At 58.2% G+C, this 21,794-nt stretch carries 21 protein-coding genes and 1 tRNA gene; 8 read left to right on the plus strand and 14 right to left on the minus strand.

Annotated features, from left to right (window positions below; translation table 11 throughout):
* Positions 1–64: 64 nt before the first annotated feature.
* The 6 genes from hisG to ACLI1T_RS06025 form a co-directional block, all read right to left on the minus strand.
* A complete protein-coding gene (gene hisG, locus ACLI1T_RS06000; RefSeq protein ID WP_023022358.1) occupies positions 65–910 on the minus strand; it encodes an ATP phosphoribosyltransferase in 846 nt (281 codons plus the stop codon).
* 43 nt (positions 911–953) lie between these two features.
* Positions 954–1,217 (minus strand): phosphoribosyl-ATP diphosphatase, encoded by a 264-nt coding sequence (locus ACLI1T_RS06005; protein ID WP_023022360.1) that lies wholly within the window; start codon positions 1,215–1,217, stop codon positions 954–956.
* A 43-nt stretch (positions 1,218–1,260) separates the two neighbouring features.
* On the minus strand, positions 1,261–1,983 hold the full coding sequence (locus ACLI1T_RS06010) for an HAD family hydrolase (protein ID WP_023022362.1): 723 nt from the start codon (positions 1,981–1,983) through the stop codon (positions 1,261–1,263).
* A gap of 124 nt (positions 1,984–2,107) precedes the next feature.
* Positions 2,108–2,491, minus strand: a complete 384-nt coding sequence (locus tag ACLI1T_RS06015; protein ID WP_023022364.1) for a hypothetical protein — start codon at positions 2,489–2,491, stop codon at positions 2,108–2,110.
* A 24-nt stretch (positions 2,492–2,515) separates the two neighbouring features.
* The gene (gene mshC / locus ACLI1T_RS06020; RefSeq protein WP_411702180.1) at positions 2,516–3,754 is read right to left on the minus strand and encodes a cysteine--1-D-myo-inosityl 2-amino-2-deoxy-alpha-D-glucopyranoside ligase; all 1,239 of its coding nucleotides are present in this window, start codon (positions 3,752–3,754) and stop codon (positions 2,516–2,518) included.
* A gap of 33 nt (positions 3,755–3,787) precedes the next feature.
* On the minus strand, positions 3,788–4,642 hold the full coding sequence (locus ACLI1T_RS06025; RefSeq protein WP_411702181.1) for an undecaprenyl-diphosphate phosphatase: 855 nt from the start codon (positions 4,640–4,642) through the stop codon (positions 3,788–3,790).
* 66 nt (positions 4,643–4,708) lie between these two features.
* Between ACLI1T_RS06025 and ACLI1T_RS06030 the strand changes: the two genes are divergently transcribed.
* Together ACLI1T_RS06030 and ACLI1T_RS06035 are read left to right on the plus strand one after the other, a co-directional pair.
* Complete coding sequence (locus ACLI1T_RS06030; RefSeq protein ID WP_411702182.1) at positions 4,709–5,761, plus strand: hypothetical protein; 1,053 nt, start codon at positions 4,709–4,711, stop codon at positions 5,759–5,761.
* Between the two features lie 3 nt (positions 5,762–5,764).
* Entirely contained in the window at positions 5,765–6,880 is a 1,116-nt protein-coding gene (locus ACLI1T_RS06035) for a quinone-dependent dihydroorotate dehydrogenase (RefSeq protein ID WP_411702183.1), read from the plus strand.
* Positions 6,881–6,945: 65 nt separating this feature from the next.
* Here ACLI1T_RS06035 and ACLI1T_RS06040 read toward each other — a convergent pair whose 3' ends face one another.
* Together ACLI1T_RS06040 and ACLI1T_RS06045 are read right to left on the minus strand one after the other, a co-directional pair.
* Positions 6,946–7,338, minus strand: coding sequence for a hypothetical protein (locus tag ACLI1T_RS06040; protein ID WP_023022374.1), 393 nt, complete (start codon positions 7,336–7,338; stop codon positions 6,946–6,948).
* Positions 7,338–7,877, minus strand: coding sequence for a YbhB/YbcL family Raf kinase inhibitor-like protein (locus ACLI1T_RS06045; protein WP_023022376.1), 540 nt, complete (start codon positions 7,875–7,877; stop codon positions 7,338–7,340). The genes ACLI1T_RS06040 and ACLI1T_RS06045 overlap by 1 nt, the downstream gene beginning before the upstream one ends.
* Before the next feature lie 237 nt (positions 7,878–8,114).
* Between ACLI1T_RS06045 and ACLI1T_RS06050 the strand changes: the two genes are divergently transcribed.
* From ACLI1T_RS06050 to ACLI1T_RS06060, 3 genes are all read left to right on the plus strand, one after another.
* Positions 8,115–8,200: transfer RNA gene (locus ACLI1T_RS06050), tRNA-Leu, on the plus strand.
* A gap of 102 nt (positions 8,201–8,302) precedes the next feature.
* Complete coding sequence (locus ACLI1T_RS06055) at positions 8,303–9,043, plus strand: TVP38/TMEM64 family protein (protein ID WP_411702184.1); 741 nt, start codon at positions 8,303–8,305, stop codon at positions 9,041–9,043.
* 29 nt (positions 9,044–9,072) lie between these two features.
* The gene (locus ACLI1T_RS06060) at positions 9,073–9,645 is read left to right on the plus strand and encodes a hypothetical protein (protein ID WP_005282991.1); all 573 of its coding nucleotides are present in this window, start codon (positions 9,073–9,075) and stop codon (positions 9,643–9,645) included.
* A 26-nt stretch (positions 9,646–9,671) separates the two neighbouring features.
* Here ACLI1T_RS06060 and ACLI1T_RS06065 read toward each other — a convergent pair whose 3' ends face one another.
* Positions 9,672–10,511, minus strand: coding sequence for a DUF3097 domain-containing protein (locus tag ACLI1T_RS06065; protein ID WP_411702185.1), 840 nt, complete (start codon positions 10,509–10,511; stop codon positions 9,672–9,674).
* Between the two features lie 33 nt (positions 10,512–10,544).
* Between ACLI1T_RS06065 and ACLI1T_RS06070 the strand changes: the two genes are divergently transcribed.
* On the plus strand, positions 10,545–11,318 hold the full coding sequence (locus ACLI1T_RS06070; RefSeq protein WP_411702186.1) for a hypothetical protein: 774 nt from the start codon (positions 10,545–10,547) through the stop codon (positions 11,316–11,318).
* 19 nt (positions 11,319–11,337) lie between these two features.
* On the opposite strand, the gene ACLI1T_RS06075 is transcribed toward ACLI1T_RS06070, so the two are convergent.
* The 3 genes from ACLI1T_RS06075 to ACLI1T_RS06085 form a co-directional block, all read right to left on the minus strand.
* Entirely contained in the window at positions 11,338–12,411 is a 1,074-nt protein-coding gene (locus ACLI1T_RS06075) for a ferrochelatase (protein WP_411702187.1), read from the minus strand.
* A gap of 32 nt (positions 12,412–12,443) precedes the next feature.
* Entirely contained in the window at positions 12,444–13,826 is a 1,383-nt protein-coding gene (locus ACLI1T_RS06080) for an NlpC/P60 family protein (protein ID WP_411702188.1), read from the minus strand.
* A 1,687-nt stretch (positions 13,827–15,513) separates the two neighbouring features.
* The gene (locus ACLI1T_RS06085) at positions 15,514–15,987 is read right to left on the minus strand and encodes a DUF6676 family protein (protein ID WP_023022390.1); all 474 of its coding nucleotides are present in this window, start codon (positions 15,985–15,987) and stop codon (positions 15,514–15,516) included.
* Between the two features lie 374 nt (positions 15,988–16,361).
* Between ACLI1T_RS06085 and can the strand changes: the two genes are divergently transcribed.
* Positions 16,362–19,178 (plus strand): aconitate hydratase, encoded by a 2,817-nt coding sequence (gene can / locus ACLI1T_RS06090; RefSeq protein ID WP_411702189.1) that lies wholly within the window; start codon positions 16,362–16,364, stop codon positions 19,176–19,178.
* A 192-nt stretch (positions 19,179–19,370) separates the two neighbouring features.
* Positions 19,371–19,940 carry a TetR/AcrR family transcriptional regulator gene (locus ACLI1T_RS06095; RefSeq protein ID WP_411702190.1) on the plus strand — a complete coding sequence of 190 codons (570 nt, stop codon included), beginning with the start codon at positions 19,371–19,373 and terminating at the stop codon, positions 19,938–19,940.
* A 73-nt stretch (positions 19,941–20,013) separates the two neighbouring features.
* On the opposite strand, the gene ACLI1T_RS06100 is transcribed toward ACLI1T_RS06095, so the two are convergent.
* Both ACLI1T_RS06100 and ACLI1T_RS06105 read right to left on the minus strand, forming a co-directional pair.
* Positions 20,014–21,168: an ATP-binding cassette domain-containing protein gene (locus ACLI1T_RS06100; RefSeq protein WP_411702191.1), complete on the minus strand. Its 1,155-nt coding sequence runs from the start codon at positions 21,166–21,168 to the stop codon at positions 20,014–20,016.
* Positions 21,159–21,758: an ABC transporter permease gene (locus tag ACLI1T_RS06105; protein WP_411702192.1), complete on the minus strand. Its 600-nt coding sequence runs from the start codon at positions 21,756–21,758 to the stop codon at positions 21,159–21,161. The genes ACLI1T_RS06100 and ACLI1T_RS06105 overlap by 10 nt, the downstream gene beginning before the upstream one ends.
* Between the last annotated feature and the right edge of the window lie 36 nt (positions 21,759–21,794).

Here is a 21,794-nt window from a genome sequence, read left to right on the forward strand (position 1 = left end):
TCTCAAGCGCCAATGGTAGCCACGTTTCGCTCCAGTTGGGACGACCAAGAATTTAATACTCCCCCTAAAAGCGGGCAATGCGGAGATCGGAAGCCAAAATTGCCTCCGCACCGAGTTGGGAAAGTCGATCCATAATCTGGTTGGCTTCTTTTTGCGGAACCATCGCACGCACCGCCACCCAGTCTTGACGCGCCAACGGTGAAACCGTTGGGCCAGTCAGGCCCGGAGTAACACCAGCTGCTTTATCTAGATTTTCTTCTGCAATGTTGTAATCGATCATGAGGTAGGTGCGGGCGTGCAGAATACCTTGGATGCGGCCCAATACAACCTGCTCTTCTGGCGTCACCTCTGCATCGTGGCGTTTAATGACAACAGCTTCCGAGCTCACAATGGGCTCACCAAAGGGCGCCAAACCCTGCTGCCGCAGCGTAGTACCAGTTGACACGACATCAGCAATAACATCGGCTACGCCTAAGTGGATGGATATTTCCACCGCGCCGTCGAGGCGGATCACATCGGCGGAAATCCCCTTCTCCGCCAAGTCTTGTCGGACCAAATTCGGGTACGACGTTGCCACACGCTTGCCCTCCAGGTGAGAGATATCCCACCCCTCTCCTTGGGGTGCGGCGTAGCGGAATGTTGAGTCACCGAAGCCAAGTGAGAGGACCTCTTTAAATTGGGCGTTGGAATCGAGCGCTAAATCGCGCCCCGTAATCCCCAGATCAAGCACACCGCGGGCGACATAGATTGCGATATCCTTCGGGCGGAGGAAGAAAAACTCCACCCCATTGTCCAAATCCACCACGTTCAGCGTTTTGGAGTGGCCGCGCCCCTTATAACCGGCCTCACCAAGGATTTCTAAAGCCGCTTCTGATAGGGAACCTTTATTTGGTACTGCAATTTTGATCATGCTGTTCTCCAGGAAGTCTGCTCCACCGCAGGTGGGCAACAAGTTATAGGTATTTATAAATATCTTCAGGCCGCAGGCCGCGCTTGATCATCATGACCTGCGTCCAATAGATAAGCTGCGACATTTCTTCCGCCAGTTCCTCATCGGACTGGTATTCGGCGGCAATCCATACTTCGCCCGCCTCTTCGATGATCTTTTTGCCAATATGATGGGCGCCTTCTTCCAGCGCCTGGACGGTCCCAGAGCCCTCTGGCTTCTGGTCTGCTTTGTGTAGTAGCTCAGCAAAAAGTGTCTCAAAATCCTTCACAACTACCTATTGTTCCACAGGTAAGCAGTCAATGCGAAGGGTTTTATTTCATTTCCTGGATAGCTCGGAACCACTCGTAGACATCTACATGGCGCGCGCCTGCGAGGTGGCGAGAATCGCGCAGCCGGGAAATCTCCACTACCCCCTCCGGCACTTCCACGCCTTCATCCTCGGGCAAACCGATAACGGTGCATCCCGCGGCCACGGCAGCGCGCATACCTGCCGGGGAATCCTCAAACACAAGGCACTGAGCTGGATCAAGCTGCAGGCGCCGGGCTGCTTCCAAGTACATGTCCGGGGCGGGCTTGCCAGTGGGAACTTCATCGCCGCAAATAGTGTCCACGAAATGCTCGCGGCCTATTACCGCGATGGCAGCGTCCGCGACGTCGCGATCCGTGTTCGTCGTGACCATCATCGGCATGCCGTCTTGGCGAAGCGAGGTTAAAAGCTCAGGGATCCCGGGAAAGATTTCTAGGCGGCCAGCAAAAAGAGTCTTCACATAATCAAACATCTTGTGCCGATAGGCTTCGACGTCGCCTTCGCCCAAGGAAACTCCCGCATTATCAGCGCAAATGCGCAGCGTCGTAGGAAAGGTAGCCCCCACCGTATCCATGCGTTGTCTGGCTGTCAGGCGCTTGCCCAGCACTTCCGAAAGATAGTACGTCGCCTCACCCCACAAGGGCTCCGAGTTGGTCAAGGTGCCATCCATATCCCAGAAAATCGCCGCGGGACGGGACAAAGACTGGGAATCACTCACTGTGGTCATACACACTCCACCGGCTTTTCCGGCATAGAACTAAGGCTCAGCGAGGGGGATATTCGCGCTGCGCGGTGATCGGTCAACTTCACCTTAGGAATCTACCCACGGCGGTCTGGCGCCGTAAAGGGGCCTAGAAGTCCAACTCTGGGATCTGTGACAGCGCCTCATCATCGGCGCCGGTAGCCGCGGAGGCGTTGTACATCAGCTCGGCGATTTCTTCCTTTTCCTCCGGCTCCACCACCGCATCGTGTTGCTTGCGATTGAAGGTGGCGAGTTTTTGCACGGTCTTATTCAGCACCGCGGCGAGCTGGCCGCCATCAGGATCGTCCGGCAGCCCGTCCAACCCATCCAACATCTGCTCGAGGTGGCCTTTGAGTTCTGGTAGGACCGCCGCGTTAAACGGTGCCTCCCAGAATTCTTTTTCCTCGTCCTTGAGGTAATCGCCGGTGGCGAAGGACTTAAGATCAGCAATGAACTCATCAACGGTGGGTTGGAAATCTGCGCGAATGCTCATGCTGTCGATATTGCCCTAAGTTGGCTAGGCCTGCACGCCGAGCAGCGAATTAAGTGCTGTACGCACTAACTCCGCAGCACCTTCCTCGTCTTCACCCCGGTTACTGCCTGCCCAATCGTCGATGACGCGCAGCGCGGTGGGGGTATCGAGGTCATCGGCAAGCGCTAGGCGAAGCCCCGCTACCGCACCTTCCGCAGCCGACAGGGACCCAGGGCTTTCCAGGGCAAAGCGCCACGTGGCCAGGCGGGTCTTGGCTTGGTCGAGCACCTCATCGGACCAGTCCCGCTCAGCGCGGTAGTGGCCGGAGAATACGCCAAGGCGGATGGCGGAGGGATCTTCGCCCTGCTCCACGAGCTTGTGTACGAAGACCAAGTTGCCCAGGGACTTGGACATTTTCACGCCGTCGAGGCCAATCATTCCGGTGTGGACATAGAACTGCGCCATGCGGTCTACGCCCAAGGCGGCCTCTGCATGCGCGGCGGAAAATTCGTGGTGCGGGAACTTTAGATCGCTGCCGCCGCCTTGGATATCAAAAGTGCTACCCAAGTAGTTGGTGGCGATGGCAGAGCACTCGATGTGCCAGCCAGGGCGGCCTGGACCGAAGGGAGACTCCCACGCCGGTTCGCCTTCGCGGTGGGCGCGCCAGATCAGGGCATCCATGGGGTGCTTCTTGCCTGGGCGATCGGGGTCGCCGCCGCGCTCGGCAAAAAATTCCTGCATCTGTTCCATCGAGTAGTTGGATTCGTAGCCAAATTCCTCGGTGGCATCGATGGAGGCATATACATCCGGGTACTCAGGGTCATCGACCACGTAAGCGGCGCCGTTATCCAGCAGCTTTTGCACCATGTCCACGATCTCATCGACCGCTTCCATGGCGCCGATAAAGTGCTGCGGTGGGATGACCGATAAAAGCTCCATATCGGAGCGGAAAAGGTCGATCTGGGAGGTGCCGAGTTCGCGCCAATCAACGCCGTCGCGCTCCGCGCGCTCAAAGAGTGGGTCATCGACGTCGGTGATATTTTGCGCGTAATTGACCTTCTTGCCAGCGTCCAGGAACTGCCGGTAAATCAGATCGAAGGTGAGATAGGTGGCTGCGTGGCCCAAGTGGGTCGAATCATACGGGGTAATGCCGCACACGTACATGGTGGCGGTATCCCCCTTTACCTGCACGGGGGCCTTGGTTTGATTCGCGGAATCGTAGAGATAGAGCTGCGCCGCATCGCCTGGGACGCGACTATAAGAAGGTGTTGGCCAAGAATGCATGGCACCTATCCTAACGCGAACTTATGGGGTGCTTTAAATGGGCTGTAGGGCTCCCAAGGCCAGCAGAATCATCACGAGGATGCCTACTGGGATGCGGTAGGCCGCAAACCATGCAAAGGAGTGGTTGCCCACGAAGTTCAGCAACCAGGCAATCGACGCGTAGCCCAAGGCAAAGGCAATGCCGGTGCCGACGAGCAGCTGCATACCGGAAGCGGCTTGACCGGCCTCTGGCGCGAAGGCATCGGGAAGCGAAAAAAGCCCCGAAGCCAGCACTGCCGGAATGGCCAAGAGGAAGCTAAAGCGCGTGGCCACCTCGCGATCAAGGCCCAAGAAAAGACCACCGGAAATGGTGCCGCCCGAACGCGAAACGCCAGGAACCAGCGCCAAGCACTGGCACAAGCCCATGATGATGGCATCCTTCATCGTGAGCTCGTCATAACCGCGCTTTTTGGAGCCCACGCGCTCTGCGGCGATGAAGACGAAGGAGAAAAGGATCAGCATCGCGGCGGTGATCCACAGGTTGCGCAGCGCCCCGCGGATGGCATCTTCAAAAACCAACCCGATAACGCCGATGGGAATGGATCCGGCGATGACCATCCAGCCCATGCGCCAGTCCTGTCCGCGCGAGGCGGGGTTGGTCCATCCGCGCAGCCATCCGGAGAGGATTTGCCAAATCATTGGAGCAAAATAGACCAGCACGGCAAGCTCGGTGCCGAGCTGGATGACGGCCGTAAAGGAAGCACCGGCATCCTTGCCCCAAAAGAGCTCGGAAACAATGCGCAGGTGCCCCGAGGAGCTTACCGGGAGAAACTCCGTAAGCCCCTGCACAATGGATAAAACGATAACTTGTGCCCAAGAAACTGCTTCGGTCGCGGTATCAGAAATCACCCGCCATACACTACCGCCGCGCACGGCTTCGGGAAATCGCAACGCGCGCTGTTAGGATAAGTATCCGTGAAATCACGATCCCGCTCCACACTCGTACTATCCAGCTTGCTAGCACTCTCCACTGCTGCGCTGGCCGCCTGCGATTCCACCGTGGGCGTAGGCGGTGATCCCGAAACCGCGGTAAAGGGCAACGCTACCCCGGCCGCATCTCCCAGTGACACCGACCCTGCCGGCACGGTCATCGATTTCGATGAAGACATTACGGATCTGGCTGCGGTGAAAGATACGATCGCCGTTCGCACCGAGGACCAGGTGCACATTGGCAGCCAGGACGACTTTGCCGCCAAGAAGGCTAAGAGCATCGATATCGATTCCACCTGCGGCGATTTAAGCTCTTCTGAATCCGGATTCGTCTTGGCTTGCCAGGACAAGGTCCTGCTCATCGATTTTTCAGCGCCGGAATCACCGGAAGAAATCAACATGGATGAGGACTTCCAGGTCACCGCCGCTACCCAGATTTCGACCGGCGAGGTCTTTGTCACCGCTGACGACTCCGCTGTGGTCGGCCGGTACAAGGATGGCACGCGGGACGGCGAAATCTCCGTCGAGGCCGGCTCGGACCAGATGCTCGCCGTTCCCAACGCGGACGGCGACGACGGGATTGTGCGTATTCAACGTTCGGATTCCACCATCCAAAACATCGATTGGCCCAACGATCGCGCCGGCGGGCGGTTGCGCGCTGGCCAGGGTGTCGGCCAAATCGCGGTAGGTGACAACGGCGTCGTGCTCGCCTCCGATACCGAGGGCGACCGGATCGCGGTCTATACCTCCGATGACGTCATCCGCCTGCACCAATACGGCGTGGTAGACGGCACCCCCTGGGCGGTGGCCTGGGATGATTCGCGCGGGCTCGCATGGGTTACCACCACCGATAACAACATCGCCCACGCCTATTCCATTGACAAAGGCGTTCCCGAATCCCGCGGTGACTTTGCCACGCTTGCCGATGCCCAAAATATAACCGCCCTATCCAATGGCACCATCGTGCTTGCCTCCGCATCCGGCCAGGGGCTGCAGTTCGTGGCGGATCCACACCTGACAAAGGCAAAGGAGTCTTAATCCATGGTTTCGACCTTCGATTCGCTGCGCAAAGGCGCCTATCAGCTGGCGCTGCGCGGGATGTTTCGCCTCAGCCCCGAGCGCATCCACGGCATTATCAATTCTGGGCTGCACGGCCTGCACACGGCAGGTCCCGCCAATCGCGCGCTCGGCCGCGTCCTGCCGGTCAACGATCCAGTCTTGAAACAAGACGTGTGCGGGATTACCTTCCCGCGCCCGCTCGGCCTTGCGGCCGGTTTTGATAAGAACGCCGCGGCCGCCGATGCCTGGTCTCCCCTTGGTTTCGGCTACGCCGAACTGGGCACCGTCACGGCACAGGCGCAGCCGGGAAACCCGACTCCCCGCCTCTTCCGCCTCAAAGAAGATGCCGCCATCTTAAACCGGATGGGTTTTAATAATGAGGGTGCGGCCGCCGTGGCAGAGAACCTGCGCAAGCGCCGGTACAACGACGTCATCGGGATTAATATCGGCAAAACCAAGGTCACCCCGGCCGAACGCGCCGTGGATGATTACCGCCGCTCCGCGTCCGTCTTAGGCGGTCTGGCGGACTACCTGGTGGTTAATGTCTCCTCCCCCAATACTCCGGGGTTGCGTGACCTGCAGGCGGTCGAATCGCTGCGCCCCATCCTGCGCGCCGTGCAAGAATCCACCGATGTCCCCGTCATGGTCAAAATCGCGCCGGACCTTTCGGATGCCGATGTCGATGCCGTCGCCGATCTCGCAGTCGAACTGGGCCTTGCCGGCATCGTCGCCACCAATACCACCATCTCCCGCGAGGGGCTTAACACTCCCCGCGCGGAGGTAGAAGCCCTTGGTGCCGGTGGCATTTCCGGCCCACCGGTGGCCGAGCGCTCCTTAGAGGTACTCCGCCGCCTTAACGCGCGCGTGGGCTCGCAGCTTGTCCTTATTTCCGTCGGTGGCATTACGACCCCAGAACAGGCGTGGGAGCGGATTGCCGCCGGTGCCAGCCTCCTCCAGGGCTATACCGGGCTCATCTACGGCGGGCCGGACTGGATTCGGGACATTCACAGGGGAATCGCCAAGCAGATTCGCGCCCACGGCCTAAGCAATATCTCTGAGGCAGTAGGCTCCAACCTGCCGTGGACGGCAATAAACTAGCAGCTCATTAGATAAAGAAAATGCCACGTGTTTCTACACGTGGCATTGCTTATTTATAGGCCCGCTTAGGAGGTCGCCATGACGCTGCGCCGCAAGATCAACGCGCAGATGGCGGACATGCCGGCATAAAAGAGCAGCCAATACTGCTGCTGAATCAAAAGATCGTGCTGCGGCAGAAAGCGGCTAGCAATAATCAAGGCCACCGCAACCGCTAGGGCGATGATCTGCGCGCGGCTTCCGGCATGTTCCTTGCTCATCGTACTGAAGGCACCCACCATCACCGCCGCGATAATGATCGCGAGGTTGCTGTAGGTCCACACAAACGGTGCGCCCCATCCATCGCTAAAGACGGAAATCAGGGCAAAGAGGACCAGCACGAAAGCGACGACCAAAAAAGCGCCGCCCACCCGCAGCGCTGCGGGTGGGGTCACTGGATTTTTAGGAGCGGAACTCGCCATTACTTGGCCTCGTACCAACCCCAGAGGATTGCCCGGCCCAGTGCGTGGAAGTGCAAGTTGAAGCCGAGGACGGTCGGGGAAGAATCCGGATCGATATCGAGGGTTTCTACGTCTACGGCGTGGACCGCGTAGAGGTAGCGGTGCGGCGCGTGGCCGGCCGGCGGGTTGGCACCAAAGTGGGTGCGGTTGCCGGAGTCATTGCGCAGGCTGATAACACCGTCGATGCCAAGGTCCTCTGCCGCACCGGCGTTGGTGGGCAGCTCGGAGACATCGGTGGGGATATTAAAAGCGGCCCAGTGCCAGAAACCGGAAGCGGTCGGTGCGTCCGGGTCAAAGCAGGTTACCGCCAAAGACTTGGTTCCCTCCGGCAGCCCGGACCATGCCAGCTGTGGGGACACGCTTTCCGGCGCGCGGTGCTTTTCTGGGATCTCATCGCCTTCTACCAAGTCGGTAGAAGACAGCCCGAAGCTGGGGAGATCGCGCAGCGGGGCGTAGGGGTCAGGTCCGGGGAATCGAGTGTCATCTGCATAAGAAGTCATGTACCCCTTTGTACCGCAGATCACACGCGCTTGTCGATGCCCTTCCACTCACCCCACCACCGTGTGGCTGGTGTCAGACCGTGCTCCTACCTAGGCGCTGCGGCCGCCCAAGTTACAAGGATGTATTTACCCGCCTTGTGATCGCCTGGTTTATGAGCTTTTACCTGGCGATTTGTATTCCAAAGGCCGAACACGATAAAGTTTCGGGGTGCCCAACCGAGAGGTTGCAAACACCCTGCCCGGGTGGCGGAATGGCAGACGCGCTAGCTTGAGGTGCTAGTGTCCTATTAACGGACGTGGGGGTTCAAGTCCCCCTCCGGGCACACTGTGAAGTCTCGAGACATCGTTCCTACGGTGCCTCGAGATTTTTCTATAAGTACTGCTCTTTTCTAAAAGCACGGCCGCGCCGACTACGATACGAACGCATGACCACTTTCCGGGATTGGATACGCAGCTTTGGCAGCTTCTGCGCTCAACTCGCCCACTCTGCGTGGGGCTCAATTCGCGCGTGGTCACCGCGACGCTGGGCGCTTATCATCGCGCTCGCGCTTGCTGGAGTTGCGCTCTTTATCTGGCTCGACATTCCCGATCTCTCCCAGATGCGGACGGCCGCTGCCCACCTTGGTGCGTGGTTTCCGGTCGCCTTCACGCTAGGTTATGTCATATTTACGCAATTTCCCCTGCCTCGGACCATCTGGACGGTTGCAGCTGGCATCCTTTTCGGCCCCTGGCAGGGTCTTGCCATCTCACTATTCGCGCTCACAATATCGGCCGTAATATCGCTGCTGATTGTGCGCAGACTGCTCGGAGACTGGATTAGGCCACACCTTGCCCACCCCGCGGTTTATACCATCAATGCCCACCTGGAGCGGCGCGGTTGGCTGGCCATCGCTTCCCTGCGCATGGTCGCGGGGGTGCCCTTCAGCCTCCTCAACTACGTCGCTGCGCTTACCCCCATCAGCGTTTCGCACTTTACGGTCGCTACGTTGGTGGGCTCGATTCCCACTACGATCATCGGCGTCTTTTTCGGCGATGCGCTTACGGGCACGGCCAGCCCTGGGATCATCGCTGCTTTTATCGTCTTTGCCCTCGCCGGCATCGGCGGGCTTGTACTCGATTCCCGCCTGCCGACTCCCGTCCAGTCAAGGTTAAGCGGTAGACTGTAACGAACTGCTCGCGATAAAGGAGGATCCTCGTGCTCGCTGTCCATGCCCGCTACCGTGGGCGTTCCGTGCGCCGCGCTGAGCTCGTACAGCGCTCGGCGGCCGCGCTATCCACCCTCGAGGGCGTCGGCGAGTTTCACGTCCTTGGCGTGGAGGATATTTGCGCCGTGGTCGATTCCGCCACCGCAGTGTGTGAGGTCGTCATGGCCTTGCTTGCCGATGGCGACTGGGCCATCGGCATCGGCATCAGCCCCGGCAACCAGGCAGACGAGGACAGCGCGCGCCACGTGGCCACCGCGGCGCTGAAAAATTCCGCCCGCATGGGGCAGGTCTACACCAAACTCAATAAGCGCGGGCGTTCCGCGGAGGCAAGCGATATCGCCGCCGCCTTCGCGCTTATTGGATACGTGCTGAATAAGCGCACCATCGAGGGCCGCGAGGCGACCTCGCTCGTACGGGCGGGGCTCAATCAAAATGAGGCCGCGGAAGAATTGGGAATTTCCAAGCAGGCGATGTCCCAAAGGCTACAGGCTGCGGGCTGGAGCGCCGAGATGGCCGGGTGGCAATTAGCGGTCAACCTCATTGAACGCGCCAATCTAGCCTAGGCCCAGAAAACTCGGCCCGCGGCGGCTTAGACAAGGTCTGATTTGTGCAGCTCCGGCGTGGTCACAAAATCCACCAGCCGCTCGACCGCCCCGATAAGGCTCGAGTCCAAATCCCGGAAAGAATGGACCGCGTTATAAACGTGGCGCCACCCATCGGAGGGATCGGACCACCCCACGCGGCGGCAGATTCCGGTCTTCCAGTCTTCACCGCGCGGTACCTTCGGCCATGCTTGCAGGCCTACACGTTGTGGTTTTACTGCCGCCCAAATATCCACAAAGGGATGGCCTGTGACTAGAACGTGCTCCCCCACTGACTCAGTCATTCGAGTTTCTTTCGACCCTTTGACCAAGTGGTCCGCGAGCACGCCGACCCGGCGGCCGGGGCCAGGCTGAAATTCGGCGAGCCTTTCTTCGAGGTTGTCCAAGCCTTCTAGGTATTCCACAACCACGCCTTCGACGCGCAGATCGTGCCCCCACACCTTTTCCACGATGGCGGCATCGTGGACGCCTTCGACCCAAATGCGCGATGGCGCTGCCACCTTGGCTTCCACGTTTTCTACCCGCCTAGAGCCCGAATTCGATTTGCGGGGTACTTGCTTGGGCACATACCGAGTGAGCGTCACCGGCTGGCCTTCTACTAAGAATCCGCCCTTGATGAGGTTAAATACTCGCTCGACACCGTGGCGGTCTTCTAGCCGCACGACCTCACCAAAGACGGTCTTATCCACGCCTAAAACGGCGCCCACGAAATCATCACCGCGCACTTCCACCACCATGCCCGGCTCTGCCGGCACTTCTGGATACTGGGTGGGCTTGCTGCGCCGGTGCCCAGCAAAAATATCTCCGCCATAAGGATCTAAACTCATGGCCCGATAGTCTATCTACTACACTTGCTCGCCATGGATATGCGCGCCGAAGTGTGGTCCCCTCTCCAAAACTCCGCCATCTGGCTCGCTGCGTGGTTGTGGGGACATGAGACAACAGATGAGCTGCTCGATGCCCTGACAGAGCTGGGCGGGCGCCCCGAATGCTTCGATGAATCCCCCTTCATCGACTTGCTCGCCCTTCTGCGCGCCGAAACGAAGGAGCTCACCTCTCAGCCAGGCGCGGGCGGGGAGCCTCTCCTCCGGCTTATTTTATCCGGCCCGGGTGAAGCGCCGGCGCTTCCCGCGGGCTCAGAGTCTGCCCGTGCGGCCGCGCAAAGTTCAGCGGGCGCCATTGTGGTGCGCACCAATGATCCGGAAGTCTCGCTCGTTCTCATCCCCCATCCCCGTCGAGCCCACACGGCATGGCAGGTGATCCGCGAGGACCAGCCGCTGCCCTCGCCGGCCTGGCTGAGCCCCGGCGAGGCGGACGCATTGTTGACTAAGGCAACGGATGAATCCGCCGATCTCATTACGGCCACCGGCTACCAGTCCACCGCTCTTAATAATCCCCGGCTCACGGTGGGTACCTTGAGCGATTTCTATGACACGCCCGGCCTGCCACCGGCCACCCCGCCACGGGCTGCAAAGCTCTTTGCGCGCGCGGACCGCGTTGCCGCGATCATCGAAACCGTCACGGATAGGATCAACGATCACAGCCTCGATCCGGAGCTTCTCCGCTTATGGCGCCATATCCGGCAGGCGCGAATGACGGGAGTGGCTTATTCTGCAGCGGAATTCGCCCGCTAGAGCGGGGCTCGCCGGCTCCTTAGTGAGCGCGGATATCGCAGCAGCCGGCAGCGCAGGGCGCGCCGTTGGTGGTACACCCCTGGACGGTGACATTCCCGCTGGCCTCCCACGGTTGCCCTTGTTCGAGTTCTTCCACCAGATCCACGATCATGCCGGCAAAACGCTGGGAGGGGCCAGCGGTACGGGCGCGTTCGACCTGTACGCCCATTTCATCGGCAGCGGCTTGCAGCTCAGAATCCAAGTCCCAGATGACCTCCATGTGATCGGAGATAAAACCGATGGGGCATACAACGACGGCGTCTACCCCGTCGCGGTCATGAATTGCGGTGGTGTGGTCCACGATGTCTGGTTCCAGCCACGGCGTCTTCGGGTTGCCGGAACGCGATTGCCAAACCAGGTCATAATCCGAGATTCCGGCGCGCTCGGCCACCAATCGGGAGGCTTCGGCTACTTGCCGGGAGTAGAGGTTCTTGTCCCCATCGGCGCCACCGACATTATCGTGTGCATTCGGCACGGAGTGCGCTGTAAACAGCATGCGCGCGCTGTCCATCTTCTCAGCGGGGATACGCTGCCAAGCCTCGGTGACAGCATCGGCCATCTCCACGATGAACTTGGGGTGATCATAAAATTGTCGAATCTTGGTGAACTCGATTTCTGCCAGACCCTTATCTGCAAGGTGTTGCCGCATCGCAGCAATGTCTTCATCGTATTGCCTGCACGCCGAGTAGCCGCCCCAAGCGGAGGTGGCGAAGACGGCCACCGAGCGGATCCCCTCTTCCGCCATTTTCTCTGCGGTAGCTGTGGCAAAGGGGTGCCAGTTTCGATTGCCAAAATAAACCGGTAGATTATGTCCGCGGTTTTTCAGCTCGCCTTCGACGTTATGGATAATTTCCCGGTTCAGGCCGTTGATCGGGCTTACTCCGTCAAAGTGGTAATAATGCTCGCCCACTACTTCTAAGCGCTCGCGCGGAATTCCGCGGCCCCGCGTAACGTTCTCTAAAAACGGAACGACCTCCTCGTTTCCTTCCGGGCCACCGAAAGAAAGAACGAGGAGGGCGTCGATTTTTTGGGCAGGATGCTGTGCGTCAATCATGCCCTAAATAGTAGCAACCACAAGGCTAAGAATTAGAGAAGGCGCACAACATCCGGGGTCGCACCAGCCCAGCGCACAGGGGAGACCTGTACGTTCTGCCCAGACTGCGGGGCCTCAATCATTTGGTCATTGCCCAAGTAGATCGCAACGTGCTGGCTACCGCCAGCGCCGTAGAAGATGAGATCGCCGCGCTGCAAATTGTCGCGCGAAACCTTATTGCCCATCTGGTACTGCGCGCCGGTGTAGTGCGGAAGGTCCAGGCCCGCTGCGGCGAACGCGTACTTAGTCAATCCAGAGCAATCAAAACCGCTCCGGCCGTAGTCGCCAAAGCTATCGGCGATGCCGCCGTCCCGGAGGCCGCCAGTTGGACCATTGTTGTCGCCACCGCCCCACACGTATGGGGTGCCGATGACAGATTCTGCGCGAGCGATCACAGCCTCAATCTGGCTGCTATTGCCCGGAGCAGGGGTGGATGGCGCTCCGGACCCTTGACCGGTGGCGGAAGGATCAGTGCTTGCCGATGGCGCCGTATTCGGGCTGCCAATCCCCAACAAGTCTGCAGATCCCTCCATCAGTGCTCGCACATCGTCTTGGTCGACGGATGCGGCGAGCTCCCCGGCGACGTCCATAACGTCCGATGCCGAGGATCCGGTGCCAAAGTCCACCGTGTTAAAGGACGGGGTTGCCCCCTGGTTAAGCGCAGTGCCGAACTCCGCCTTCGGGGGCGCCGGATCCGCCTGCTCGTCCGAACCGACGTCGTTATTAGTCGCCTCAGGTAGCGGAGTCTCGTCGGGAACGATTTCGTCGGTAAAGTTTTGAGCCTTGTCTTTATTCAAGTCTTTCGACTTGACGGGAGCATCGGCAAACGCATCGCCATTTACCTTAAAATCAAGGTTATTATCTTGATTTTGCACCTTTGGAAGGTCGCCTTGTTGGGATACCTCCACCGCCTGCTGCTGGTGAGCAAAAGACGCCTCGGCGAAGTTACGGGTGGCATTCATTTGAGCTTCCCGCTGGGCCAAGTTACGGCGGTGCTCTACCATTGCCGATTCGGCTGCGCGCTTATCGGCATAAGCTTGGTCAAGCTCTGCCGCATCGTCCGCAAGCTCAGGATCGGCCGAAAGCTGGGCGATGCGCTCTGTCGCGGCCGCCGCTTGCTCCTCCGCCTGGTCGAGCAGCTGCCGCAGCTGATCTACGTCCCGCTGCTGAGCATCAACGTTTGATACAGCGCGGGCAATGGAGTCATCTGCACCGGCGCTTGGAACTTCTTCAACCGCGCCGGCTTGGGCGGGATCGGGGTGCTCATCTGCTCCTGCGGGAGCGATGGACGTAAGGGGCGATAGCGCTGCGGCACCTGCGACTGCAGCTATAGTTGCGCGAACATGTCGGATGCGCGGTAGACGAATGGTGGCCACTGGAATTCTCCTTGTTTGGACCACCTTCCTGTTAAAGATTGGGACACCATGAACCGCACTTGGGCATAGGAATGCCCGAGACACTGAAGCTTGCGCATTTTCGCACAGCAGCAAGCCCGGAGTCTTCGTTGCGATATTCCGAATCCAATAGCTGCACACCCAAAGGCTTATGGGTATGCGTTATCGCCCTGGCAGCCCTTAGCTCCAGGAGGTAAGCGGCACATGAGCCCGAAAAGTAGAGACTTCACCTAGGGATTGCGCACGTCTATTAAAGCTCTATGCACTGATTCTTGAGCTCAGTAGCCTCACGACTCAATGCCCAACAATCGCTACTATTTCCCCATACCAGCGACATGTATGGTGCACTTTCTCCACGTGTCCTACGCGGTTTACTGTGAGCGTGAGCGCTCTAGCGCTGCAGGGAGCATCTACTACTCTCCCATTGCAGTTCCAATCTAGGATTGGCGCATCTTCATAGAGCTCCAGTTGTGGCGTGCGGTGAATTTGGGTTGCTAAAAGAGTCCAAGCCCCTTCGCACGCTGCGCTTGGCACAGTGAGAACTGCCCTATGATCCTTGGCGCAACTCGCCGCGGCGCAGTGGATGTACAGCTTTATTCGCGTACTCTTCCGTGCGAGGGCAAGCGGCCACAAACCATGAACAGGCCACACGATGCTGGCCCTAGTGTGATTCCGGTTCCCTCATTCTCCCATTCTGCACGTACCCGACTGCGCTCCTCGCGAACCTCGTGCCTGGATTCCGCTTCTCCGGGAATCCAATATCGAAGGGCTCGACAAAGAACAACACCCGCATACCCACACAACGGAGCTCTAGCGAACTCGTCTCACCACTTTTAAGGAAGGTGGGTTGATGTTTATTTTTCGAACATTGTCATCGCTCAAGTGAAAGATTTTCTACTCTCCCGTTCGAGAGTTCGCTCCGTGGTTCATTGACTTCCAAGAACCGCCAATTCCTCGATTCCCGCGAGGCCTGCTTCCCCACATACCCGTGCGAATCTTCAATTGACCGTCAAGGCTAAGCCCATGAACTCAAGAAGATATTCATGTCCCTTGAGTCGACACTCGAACCATACGTCACGACACGCCCTTTTCGCACACATTCCACTTAATTACGTGGAGTCAAGTTAAACCACATGACGCAACAGTCGTACCTAACCTGCAATAATTTTGTTACCATCCCGTTATTGTGATGTTCATCACTTTGGTTTTCGTATTTCGAGGGCCTTGCGCCCCGAGCTGTAGCCAATTCGGAACCATTTCACAGCTCTAGAACCACTCCCCCAACTCAAGTCAACCACTAAGCCTTTACTTTGACCCCTCCCCCGCTCCCCTGACCTTTTAGGCAACCACAGTTTTCTTCATCCGCAGCGACCCGGAGTCGCCCGAGGGGTGCCCGTAAGGAGGCTGATGAATCACGCCAATTCCTGAACATCATTTTCTATAAATCTCAGGGTGGGCACCGCGAGTCCCTTCGGTGTGGTACGCCACGACGCTCATGCGGCCGCAAAATTTAGCTCGATTCGGCGGATGGTTCTGGGGCGCGCCGAGCGCTGAAAAAATGGAATTTTTCTTCTACTTTTTCGAACAAACATAGCTAGAAGTTGGATACGTTTGGACGCCTTGATACGTCCACCCCCCCCGGACCCGCGCCCTCCTGAATGGCAGCTACTTATCCCCGAAGTTCGCGGTGAAGGGAGGCACGCCAATAACTTAAACCGCCGAAAAGTAGGGCGAGTATGGCGACGACGGCGACGACTGCGATCATCGGAAAGCTGCTTTGCTCAAGCCCTGCATAGTACTGCTGCACAAGATCGACTTGGTTAAGTCCCGGTTTTAATTGCGCCTGGGAAGATTCAATATCCGCACGGCTATAGTTCTCGCTAACCGAGGAGACATGGCGCGGGGTCTGCACGATGACAGTGTGCAGATCGGTAGCATCATGGAGCTCTTGTGCAATGTCGCGCGCGTCGGCGGCCTTGGAGACAAAGACATCGACCACGGCAACCCCGTCACCCTCACGCAGTTGCTCTGCGACGTGTGCGTTCAGCTGAGTATCCGATTCCAGGGAGGGTGCGGAATAAGCCACGCCATCCTGCTTGAGCTGCTGAGCCAGCCGCGGGACGTCCACATCACCCGGAACCATCCAATCCTCTTCCCTCTATTTCCCTGTTACGGAGGCTCGTGCACCCGAGATCGGGGGTTATGCACTGCGCATATTCCTCAGTCGTTCTTCATTAAAGATAATGGTTACCGCCGCCGCCCACACAGTAAACGCGCCGAGTGCGACTAAAAGCTTTAAACAGAACGCTTGTCCCGTTACAATTGAAGCAACGGAAGGTTTTTGCCTCTACAATAAATAGGTGAACCATCGCGTTCTTTGCCGTCTTTGGCACTGCGGGCCCCATGGCTTCGTCTCGACCACTATGTGGTCGCGCACCTTTTGCTTATCCCGCAACTCCAGTAGGCGGCGAGTACAAAACAGAACAGACTGTTTATCAACAAGGAATGGAGCTCCCTGTGACTGAAAGCTTGAACTCCTTCGACGCCAAGAAGACCCTTGATGTCAACGGTAAGTCTTACGACTACTTTGACATCAACACGGTTCCTGGCATGGAGAAGTTGCCGTACTCCCTCAAGGTGCTGGCAGAAAACCTGCTGCGCAATGAGGACGGCAAGAATGTAAACGAGGACCACATCAAGGCCCTCGCCAATTGGGACCCAAAGTCCGAACCGGATACTGAAATCCAGTTCACCCCAGCCCGCGTCCTCATGCAGGACTTCACCGGTGTTCCCTGTGTCGTCGACCTCGCAACCATGCGTGAGGCCGTTTCCGCTCTTGGCGGTACGCCAGACCAGGTTAACCCGCTAAACCCGGCCGAGATGGTTATTGACCACTCCGTCATCGTTGAGGCCTTTGGCTCCACCGACGCTCTTGAGAAGAACGTTGAAATCGAGTACCAGCGCAACGAAGAGCGCTACCAGTTCCTGCGTTGGGGTGCTGAGAACTTCTCCAACTTCCGCGTTGTTCCTCCGGGAACCGGTATTGTCCACCAGGTCAACATTGAGTACCTGTCCCGCGTTGTCTTTGACAACGAGGGCTTGGCATACCCGGATACCTGTATCGGTACCGACTCCCACACCACCATGGAAAACGGCCTGGGCATCCTGGGCTGGGGTGTTGGCGGCATCGAGGCAGAGGCTGCCATGCTTGGCCAGCCGGTATCGATGCTCATCCCGAAGGTCGTCGGCTTCAAGCTCACCGGCGAAATCCCGACCGGCGTTACCGCAACCGACGTCGTCTTGACCATTACGGAGATGCTGCGTGAGCACGGCGTTGTCCAGAAGTTCGTAGAGTTCTACGGCAACGGCGTCAAGTCCGTCCCGCTGGCTAACCGCGCCACCATCGGCAACATGTCGCCAGAGTTCGGTTCCACCGCGGCCATCTTCCCCATCGACGAAGAGACCACCAAGTACCTCGAGCTCACCGGTCGCCCGCAAGAGCAGATCGACCGCGTCGAGCAGTACGCCAAGGCCCAGGGCATGTGGCTGGCAGAGGACACTCCGGAACCGGAGTACTCCGAGTACATCGAACTCGACCTGTCCACCGTTGAGCCGTCCATTGCCGGCCCGAAGCGCCCGCAGGACCGCATCCTTCTTTCGGAGGCCAAGGAGCAGTTCCGTAAGGATCTGTCCAACTACACCACCGACGAAGTATGCGTGGATGACTCCTCCGTTGAGGCTAAGCGCATGTCCGGTGAAGGCGGCGCGCTTGGCGATGAGGACGTCACCGGTGGCTTGAACAAGTCGCGCGAGGGCCACGGCGAATCCGCCGCCATTGGCGCCAAGGGACGCCACTCCAACCCGATCACCGTCGAACCTGACAACGGCGGCGAGTACACCCTTGACCACGGCATGGTGGCAATCGCCTCCATCACCTCCTGCACCAACACCTCCAACCCATCCGTCATGGTGGGTGCTGGTCTGATTGCGCGTAAGGCCGCTGAAAAGGGCCTGCGCTCCAAGCCATGGGTCAAGACCATTTGTGCACCTGGTTCCCAGGTTGTCGATGGCTACTTCCAGCGTGCAGACCTCTGGAAGGACCTCGAGGCTATGGGCTTCTACCTGTCCGGCTTCGGCTGCACCACCTGCATTGGTAACTCCGGCCCGCTGCCAGAGGAAGTTTCTGCAGCCATCAACGAGAACGACTTGGCAGCTACCGCAGTTCTGTCCGGTAACCGCAACTTCGAGGGTCGTATCTCCCCGGACGTCAAGATGAACTACTTGGCATCCCCAATCATGGTTATTGCCTACGCTATTGCCGGCACCATGGACTTCGACTTCGACAACCAGCCGCTGGGCCAGGACGAAGACGGCAACGATGTCTTCTTGAAGGACATCTGGCCTACCCCGCAGGAGATCGAGGACACCATCCAGTCCGCTATCTCCCGCGAGATGTACGAGGCTGACTACGCCGACGTATTCAAGGGCGACGACGCATGGCGCAACCTGGACGTCCCAGAGGGCGAGACCTTCGAGTGGGATGAGGACTCCACCTACATCCGCAAGGCTCCGTACTTCGAGGGCATGCCAACCGAGCCGGACCCAGTTGTGGACATCAAGGGCGCTCGCGTTCTTGCGAAGCTGGGCGATTCCGTCACCACCGACCACATCTCCCCTGCTTCTGCCATCAAGCCGGGCACCCCGGCCGCGCAGTACTTGGACGAGAACGGCGTTTCCCGCTCTGACTACAACTCCTTGGGTTCCCGCCGCGGTAACCACGAGGTCATGATGCGCGGTACCTTCGCTAACATCCGCCTGGCCAACCAGCTGGTGGACGAGACCGGTGGATACACCCGCGACTTCACCCAAGAGGGCGCACCGCAGGCATACATCTACGATGCATGCGAGAACTACAAGGAAGCCGGCATCCCACTGGTCGTTATCGCTGGTAAGGAATACGGCACCGGTTCTTCCCGTGACTGGGCTGCAAAGGGCACCAACCTTCTGGGTGTAAAAGCAGTCATCACCGAGTCCTTCGAGCGCATCCACCGCTCGAACCTCATCGGTATGGGCGTTATCCCACTGCAGTTCCCTGATGGCGAGTCCCACGAGTCCTTGGGTCTGGACGGTACGGAGACCTTCGATATCGAAGGCATCACCGAGTTCAATGACGGTTCCATCCCGAAGACCGTTCACGTCACCGCTACCAAGCAGGGCTCCGACGACACTGTCGAGTTCGACGCTAACGTACGTATCGACACCCCGGGTGAAGCAGAGTACTTCCGCCACGGCGGTATCCTGCAGTACGTGCTGCGCCAGATGGTGAAGAACTAAGCACTTAGTGCGACGACAAAGTACTAAACCTCCTTGGGTTTAGTACTCGTCGCTGAGCTGAAGACGCGGGGTCGCACTGCTCTCTCCCGTAGAGGGCTCTGCGGCCCCGCGTTTTTCATGATCGTTGTATGTTCGTTTCAGAACATACTTAACTTGAAGCATTAAACATTCCTAAAAGGAGACGACCTCACCATGCCAATCGTGAGTGAATCTGAGTTAAATCGGCGGCGGCACGAAATTCTCGTTGGGGCGCGGCGTTGCTTTGCCGAACATGGCTATGAGGGTGCGACGGTTCGCCTCTTAGAACAAGCCACCGGGAAATCACGCGGCGCCATTTTTCACCACTTTGGGGACAAGGAATCTCTATTTCTTTCTTTAGCCCGCGAAGATGCCGCGCGCCAAGCAGAAGTAGTGGCTAATAATGGCCTCGTCGAGGTCATGCGTGAAATGTTGCGTCACCCAGAACGTCACGATTGGCTTGCTACACGTCTGGAGATTACTTCCCTACTGCGCACTGACCCCTCGTTTGCCGCGCGCTGGAAAGAACACCAGTCCATACGTGACGAGGCTATCCGCGCCCGACTCGCATCCAACGCGGAGCAAGGCCGCCTGCGAAGTGATGTGGATATAGATACCCTGGTGAGCTACTTGGAAACCTTCATGGATGGGTTTATTAATAGGCTAGCTTTGGGGGATACGGATGGACTAGATCGAGTTCTCGATCTGGTGGAGCAATCCATCCGGAGTTCTAATTCGCAGTAGCGCTAACCGCACCTGCCTTCGTCGCTCCTTTTACTAAGAGGGAGGCGAAGGCGGCGGCTAAGCGCAGCCGCGATTAGTTGGTGCCTTCTGACATACTGCCGGTACTAGAAAGTTCCACTTCTTGGACGCTGACATACTGCGCGATCTCTGCGACGAATCCTGGGTCATGGCACGTGAGGACGATTGCCGTTCCTGATTCGAGCGCTGCGTGGATCAGATTATGCATCAGCGCACGGTCCCTTAGCGAAAGCAAGCTATCAGGCTCATCCATGAGTAAGATGGCATGATCCATCCCCATCACATGTGCCGTTTGGGCCAGCCTGAGCCGAGAGGCGGAGAGATCTAATGGGTGCGCATCGGAATCAAGCCCTAGCAGCTCCCGTAACACACTATCTGGAACGAAGTCGACCAAGGTGGAATATATTACCTGATCATAAGGGGATTGTAGGACTAATCCCATGGGCTCTACTGGGCGCTGCGCCCCATCAAGGCCGGCGGCGGCGCGCAGGAGTGACGTTTTTCCCGTACCATTTGCCCCGCGTAACCAGGTCACGCCGCCGCCACGAATGGGGATGGTCACTGGCCCGACGCTAAAGGTATTTCCGGAAGGCTTCGCCGATTGCCACCAACGCTTCTTTTCTTCACCGCGGCGCGCCATAAGCGGGCCGAGGTATTCTTGCGATCCAATTGACGAAATCGCTTCCAAGTTTATAGGGGTTGGTTGCGGGATCTCTCCTACGACTTTCCCACCCAATTCGGGCCAATGCATCGATGACACAGCAAGAACGCACGTATTGCGCAGCGAATGCAAAAGTTGCACCATCATGGTCAGCGATGTGGGATCCAGCCCCGCGGTTGGCTCACAAATAATAAGCACCTCGGGCTGGCGGATTGCCACGCACGCAGCAGCGAGCCTCCGAGTCTGACCCCCAGAGAGCTGGGTGGGATTCTTCTCTGCGTAATCACTCAATCCCACCGCCGCGAGCATTTCTTCTCCCTGCACCTGCATGCGTGCTGGGGCTTCGCCTTGATTTTCTAAGCCCAGGACCACTTCTTCGATGCAGGTATCCCGCAAAAAGCTCATCTGGGCCGAGGAGTCAGTGCCAATGATGGCGGACGTACAAAATTTTTCGCCGAGGTCTTGCGCCACGTTTTCTGCGATGGCATCCGAAGGAACAAGTACTTGGACGATGTTTCCTTTACTCAATCGAATATCGTCTATATCCATACAAATACCATGACTCCTATGGTTCCAAGGGGAACGATGTAGCGCAGGATGCGAGACACTGCTGAATCCGGCACTGGCCGCAAAAGGGTTCTAGTCCCCTCTTCATCAAAGCCCACGGCGGCAAGGGCGTGGCCACGCTCGGTGCCTTGAATCAATAGGCGCGAAATCACGGGGATTACCACCCGCGAAATGGTATTGCGCCACGTTATTTTGATTCCTGCCAGCTGGTTGGCATCGCGGACGGTCCGCCATGCTTGCGCGCCTTGAGGTAAAGATTGCAGTGAAGCACCAACGATGTAGGCAATTTTGTGCCCCGCGCGCGAGACTTGAAGCCATTTCGCAATATCGGAAATTCGCAGCACGGACATTGCCACGATGAAGCACACCATTAACGCGAAGAAGCGCAGGGCTAATGTAGCGGCAATGAGCAGGCCATCGCTTGTGACAAGCGGAATCAGTTGGTTATCACCATAGGGGGCGTGGATCACCAACATCGATAAGGCCACCGGGACGCTTAACGCACCGGATGCCAAGACGATCGCAATGGACCTCGTGGCCCACACGCCATAGGCAAGCATTGTGCTTGCCACGAGTGCAGAGACTAGTGGGCTATTGAGCCCGAGGAT

It is taken from the genome of Corynebacterium tuingiense (assembly GCF_046718165.1).
In the GTDB taxonomy this organism is placed as follows: Bacteria; Actinomycetota; Actinomycetes; order Mycobacteriales; family Mycobacteriaceae; genus Corynebacterium.

Bases quoted from the DNA above. Each gene is read 5' to 3' on its own strand.
- hisG (WP_023022358.1), bottom strand. From the start codon at position 910: ATGATCAAAATTGCAGTACCAAATAAAGGTTCCCTATCAGAAGCGGCT.
- ACLI1T_RS06055 (WP_411702184.1), top strand. From the start codon at position 8,303: ATGACCACTTTCCGGGATTGGATACGCAGCTTTGGCAGCTTCTGCGCT.
- ACLI1T_RS06100 (WP_411702191.1), bottom strand. From the start codon at position 21,168: ATGGATATAGACGATATTCGATTGAGTAAAGGAAACATCGTCCAAGTA.
- ACLI1T_RS06035 (WP_411702183.1), top strand. From the start codon at position 5,765: ATGGTTTCGACCTTCGATTCGCTGCGCAAAGGCGCCTATCAGCTGGCG.
- ACLI1T_RS06070 (WP_411702186.1), top strand. From the start codon at position 10,545: ATGGATATGCGCGCCGAAGTGTGGTCCCCTCTCCAAAACTCCGCCATC.
- ACLI1T_RS06010 (WP_023022362.1), bottom strand. From the start codon at position 1,983: ATGACCACAGTGAGTGATTCCCAGTCTTTGTCCCGTCCCGCGGCGATT.
- ACLI1T_RS06040 (WP_023022374.1), bottom strand. From the start codon at position 7,338: ATGGCGAGTTCCGCTCCTAAAAATCCAGTGACCCCACCCGCAGCGCTG.
- ACLI1T_RS06075 (WP_411702187.1), bottom strand. From the start codon at position 12,411: ATGATTGACGCACAGCATCCTGCCCAAAAAATCGACGCCCTCCTCGTT.
- mshC (WP_411702180.1), bottom strand. From the start codon at position 3,754: ATGCATTCTTGGCCAACACCTTCTTATAGTCGCGTCCCAGGCGATGCG.
- ACLI1T_RS06085 (WP_023022390.1), bottom strand. From the start codon at position 15,987: ATGGTTCCGGGTGATGTGGACGTCCCGCGGCTGGCTCAGCAGCTCAAG.
- ACLI1T_RS06045 (WP_023022376.1), bottom strand. From the start codon at position 7,877: ATGACTTCTTATGCAGATGACACTCGATTCCCCGGACCTGACCCCTAC.
- ACLI1T_RS06015 (WP_023022364.1), bottom strand. From the start codon at position 2,491: ATGAGCATTCGCGCAGATTTCCAACCCACCGTTGATGAGTTCATTGCT.
- ACLI1T_RS06065 (WP_411702185.1), bottom strand. From the start codon at position 10,511: ATGAGTTTAGATCCTTATGGCGGAGATATTTTTGCTGGGCACCGGCGC.
- ACLI1T_RS06095 (WP_411702190.1), top strand. From the start codon at position 19,371: ATGCCAATCGTGAGTGAATCTGAGTTAAATCGGCGGCGGCACGAAATT.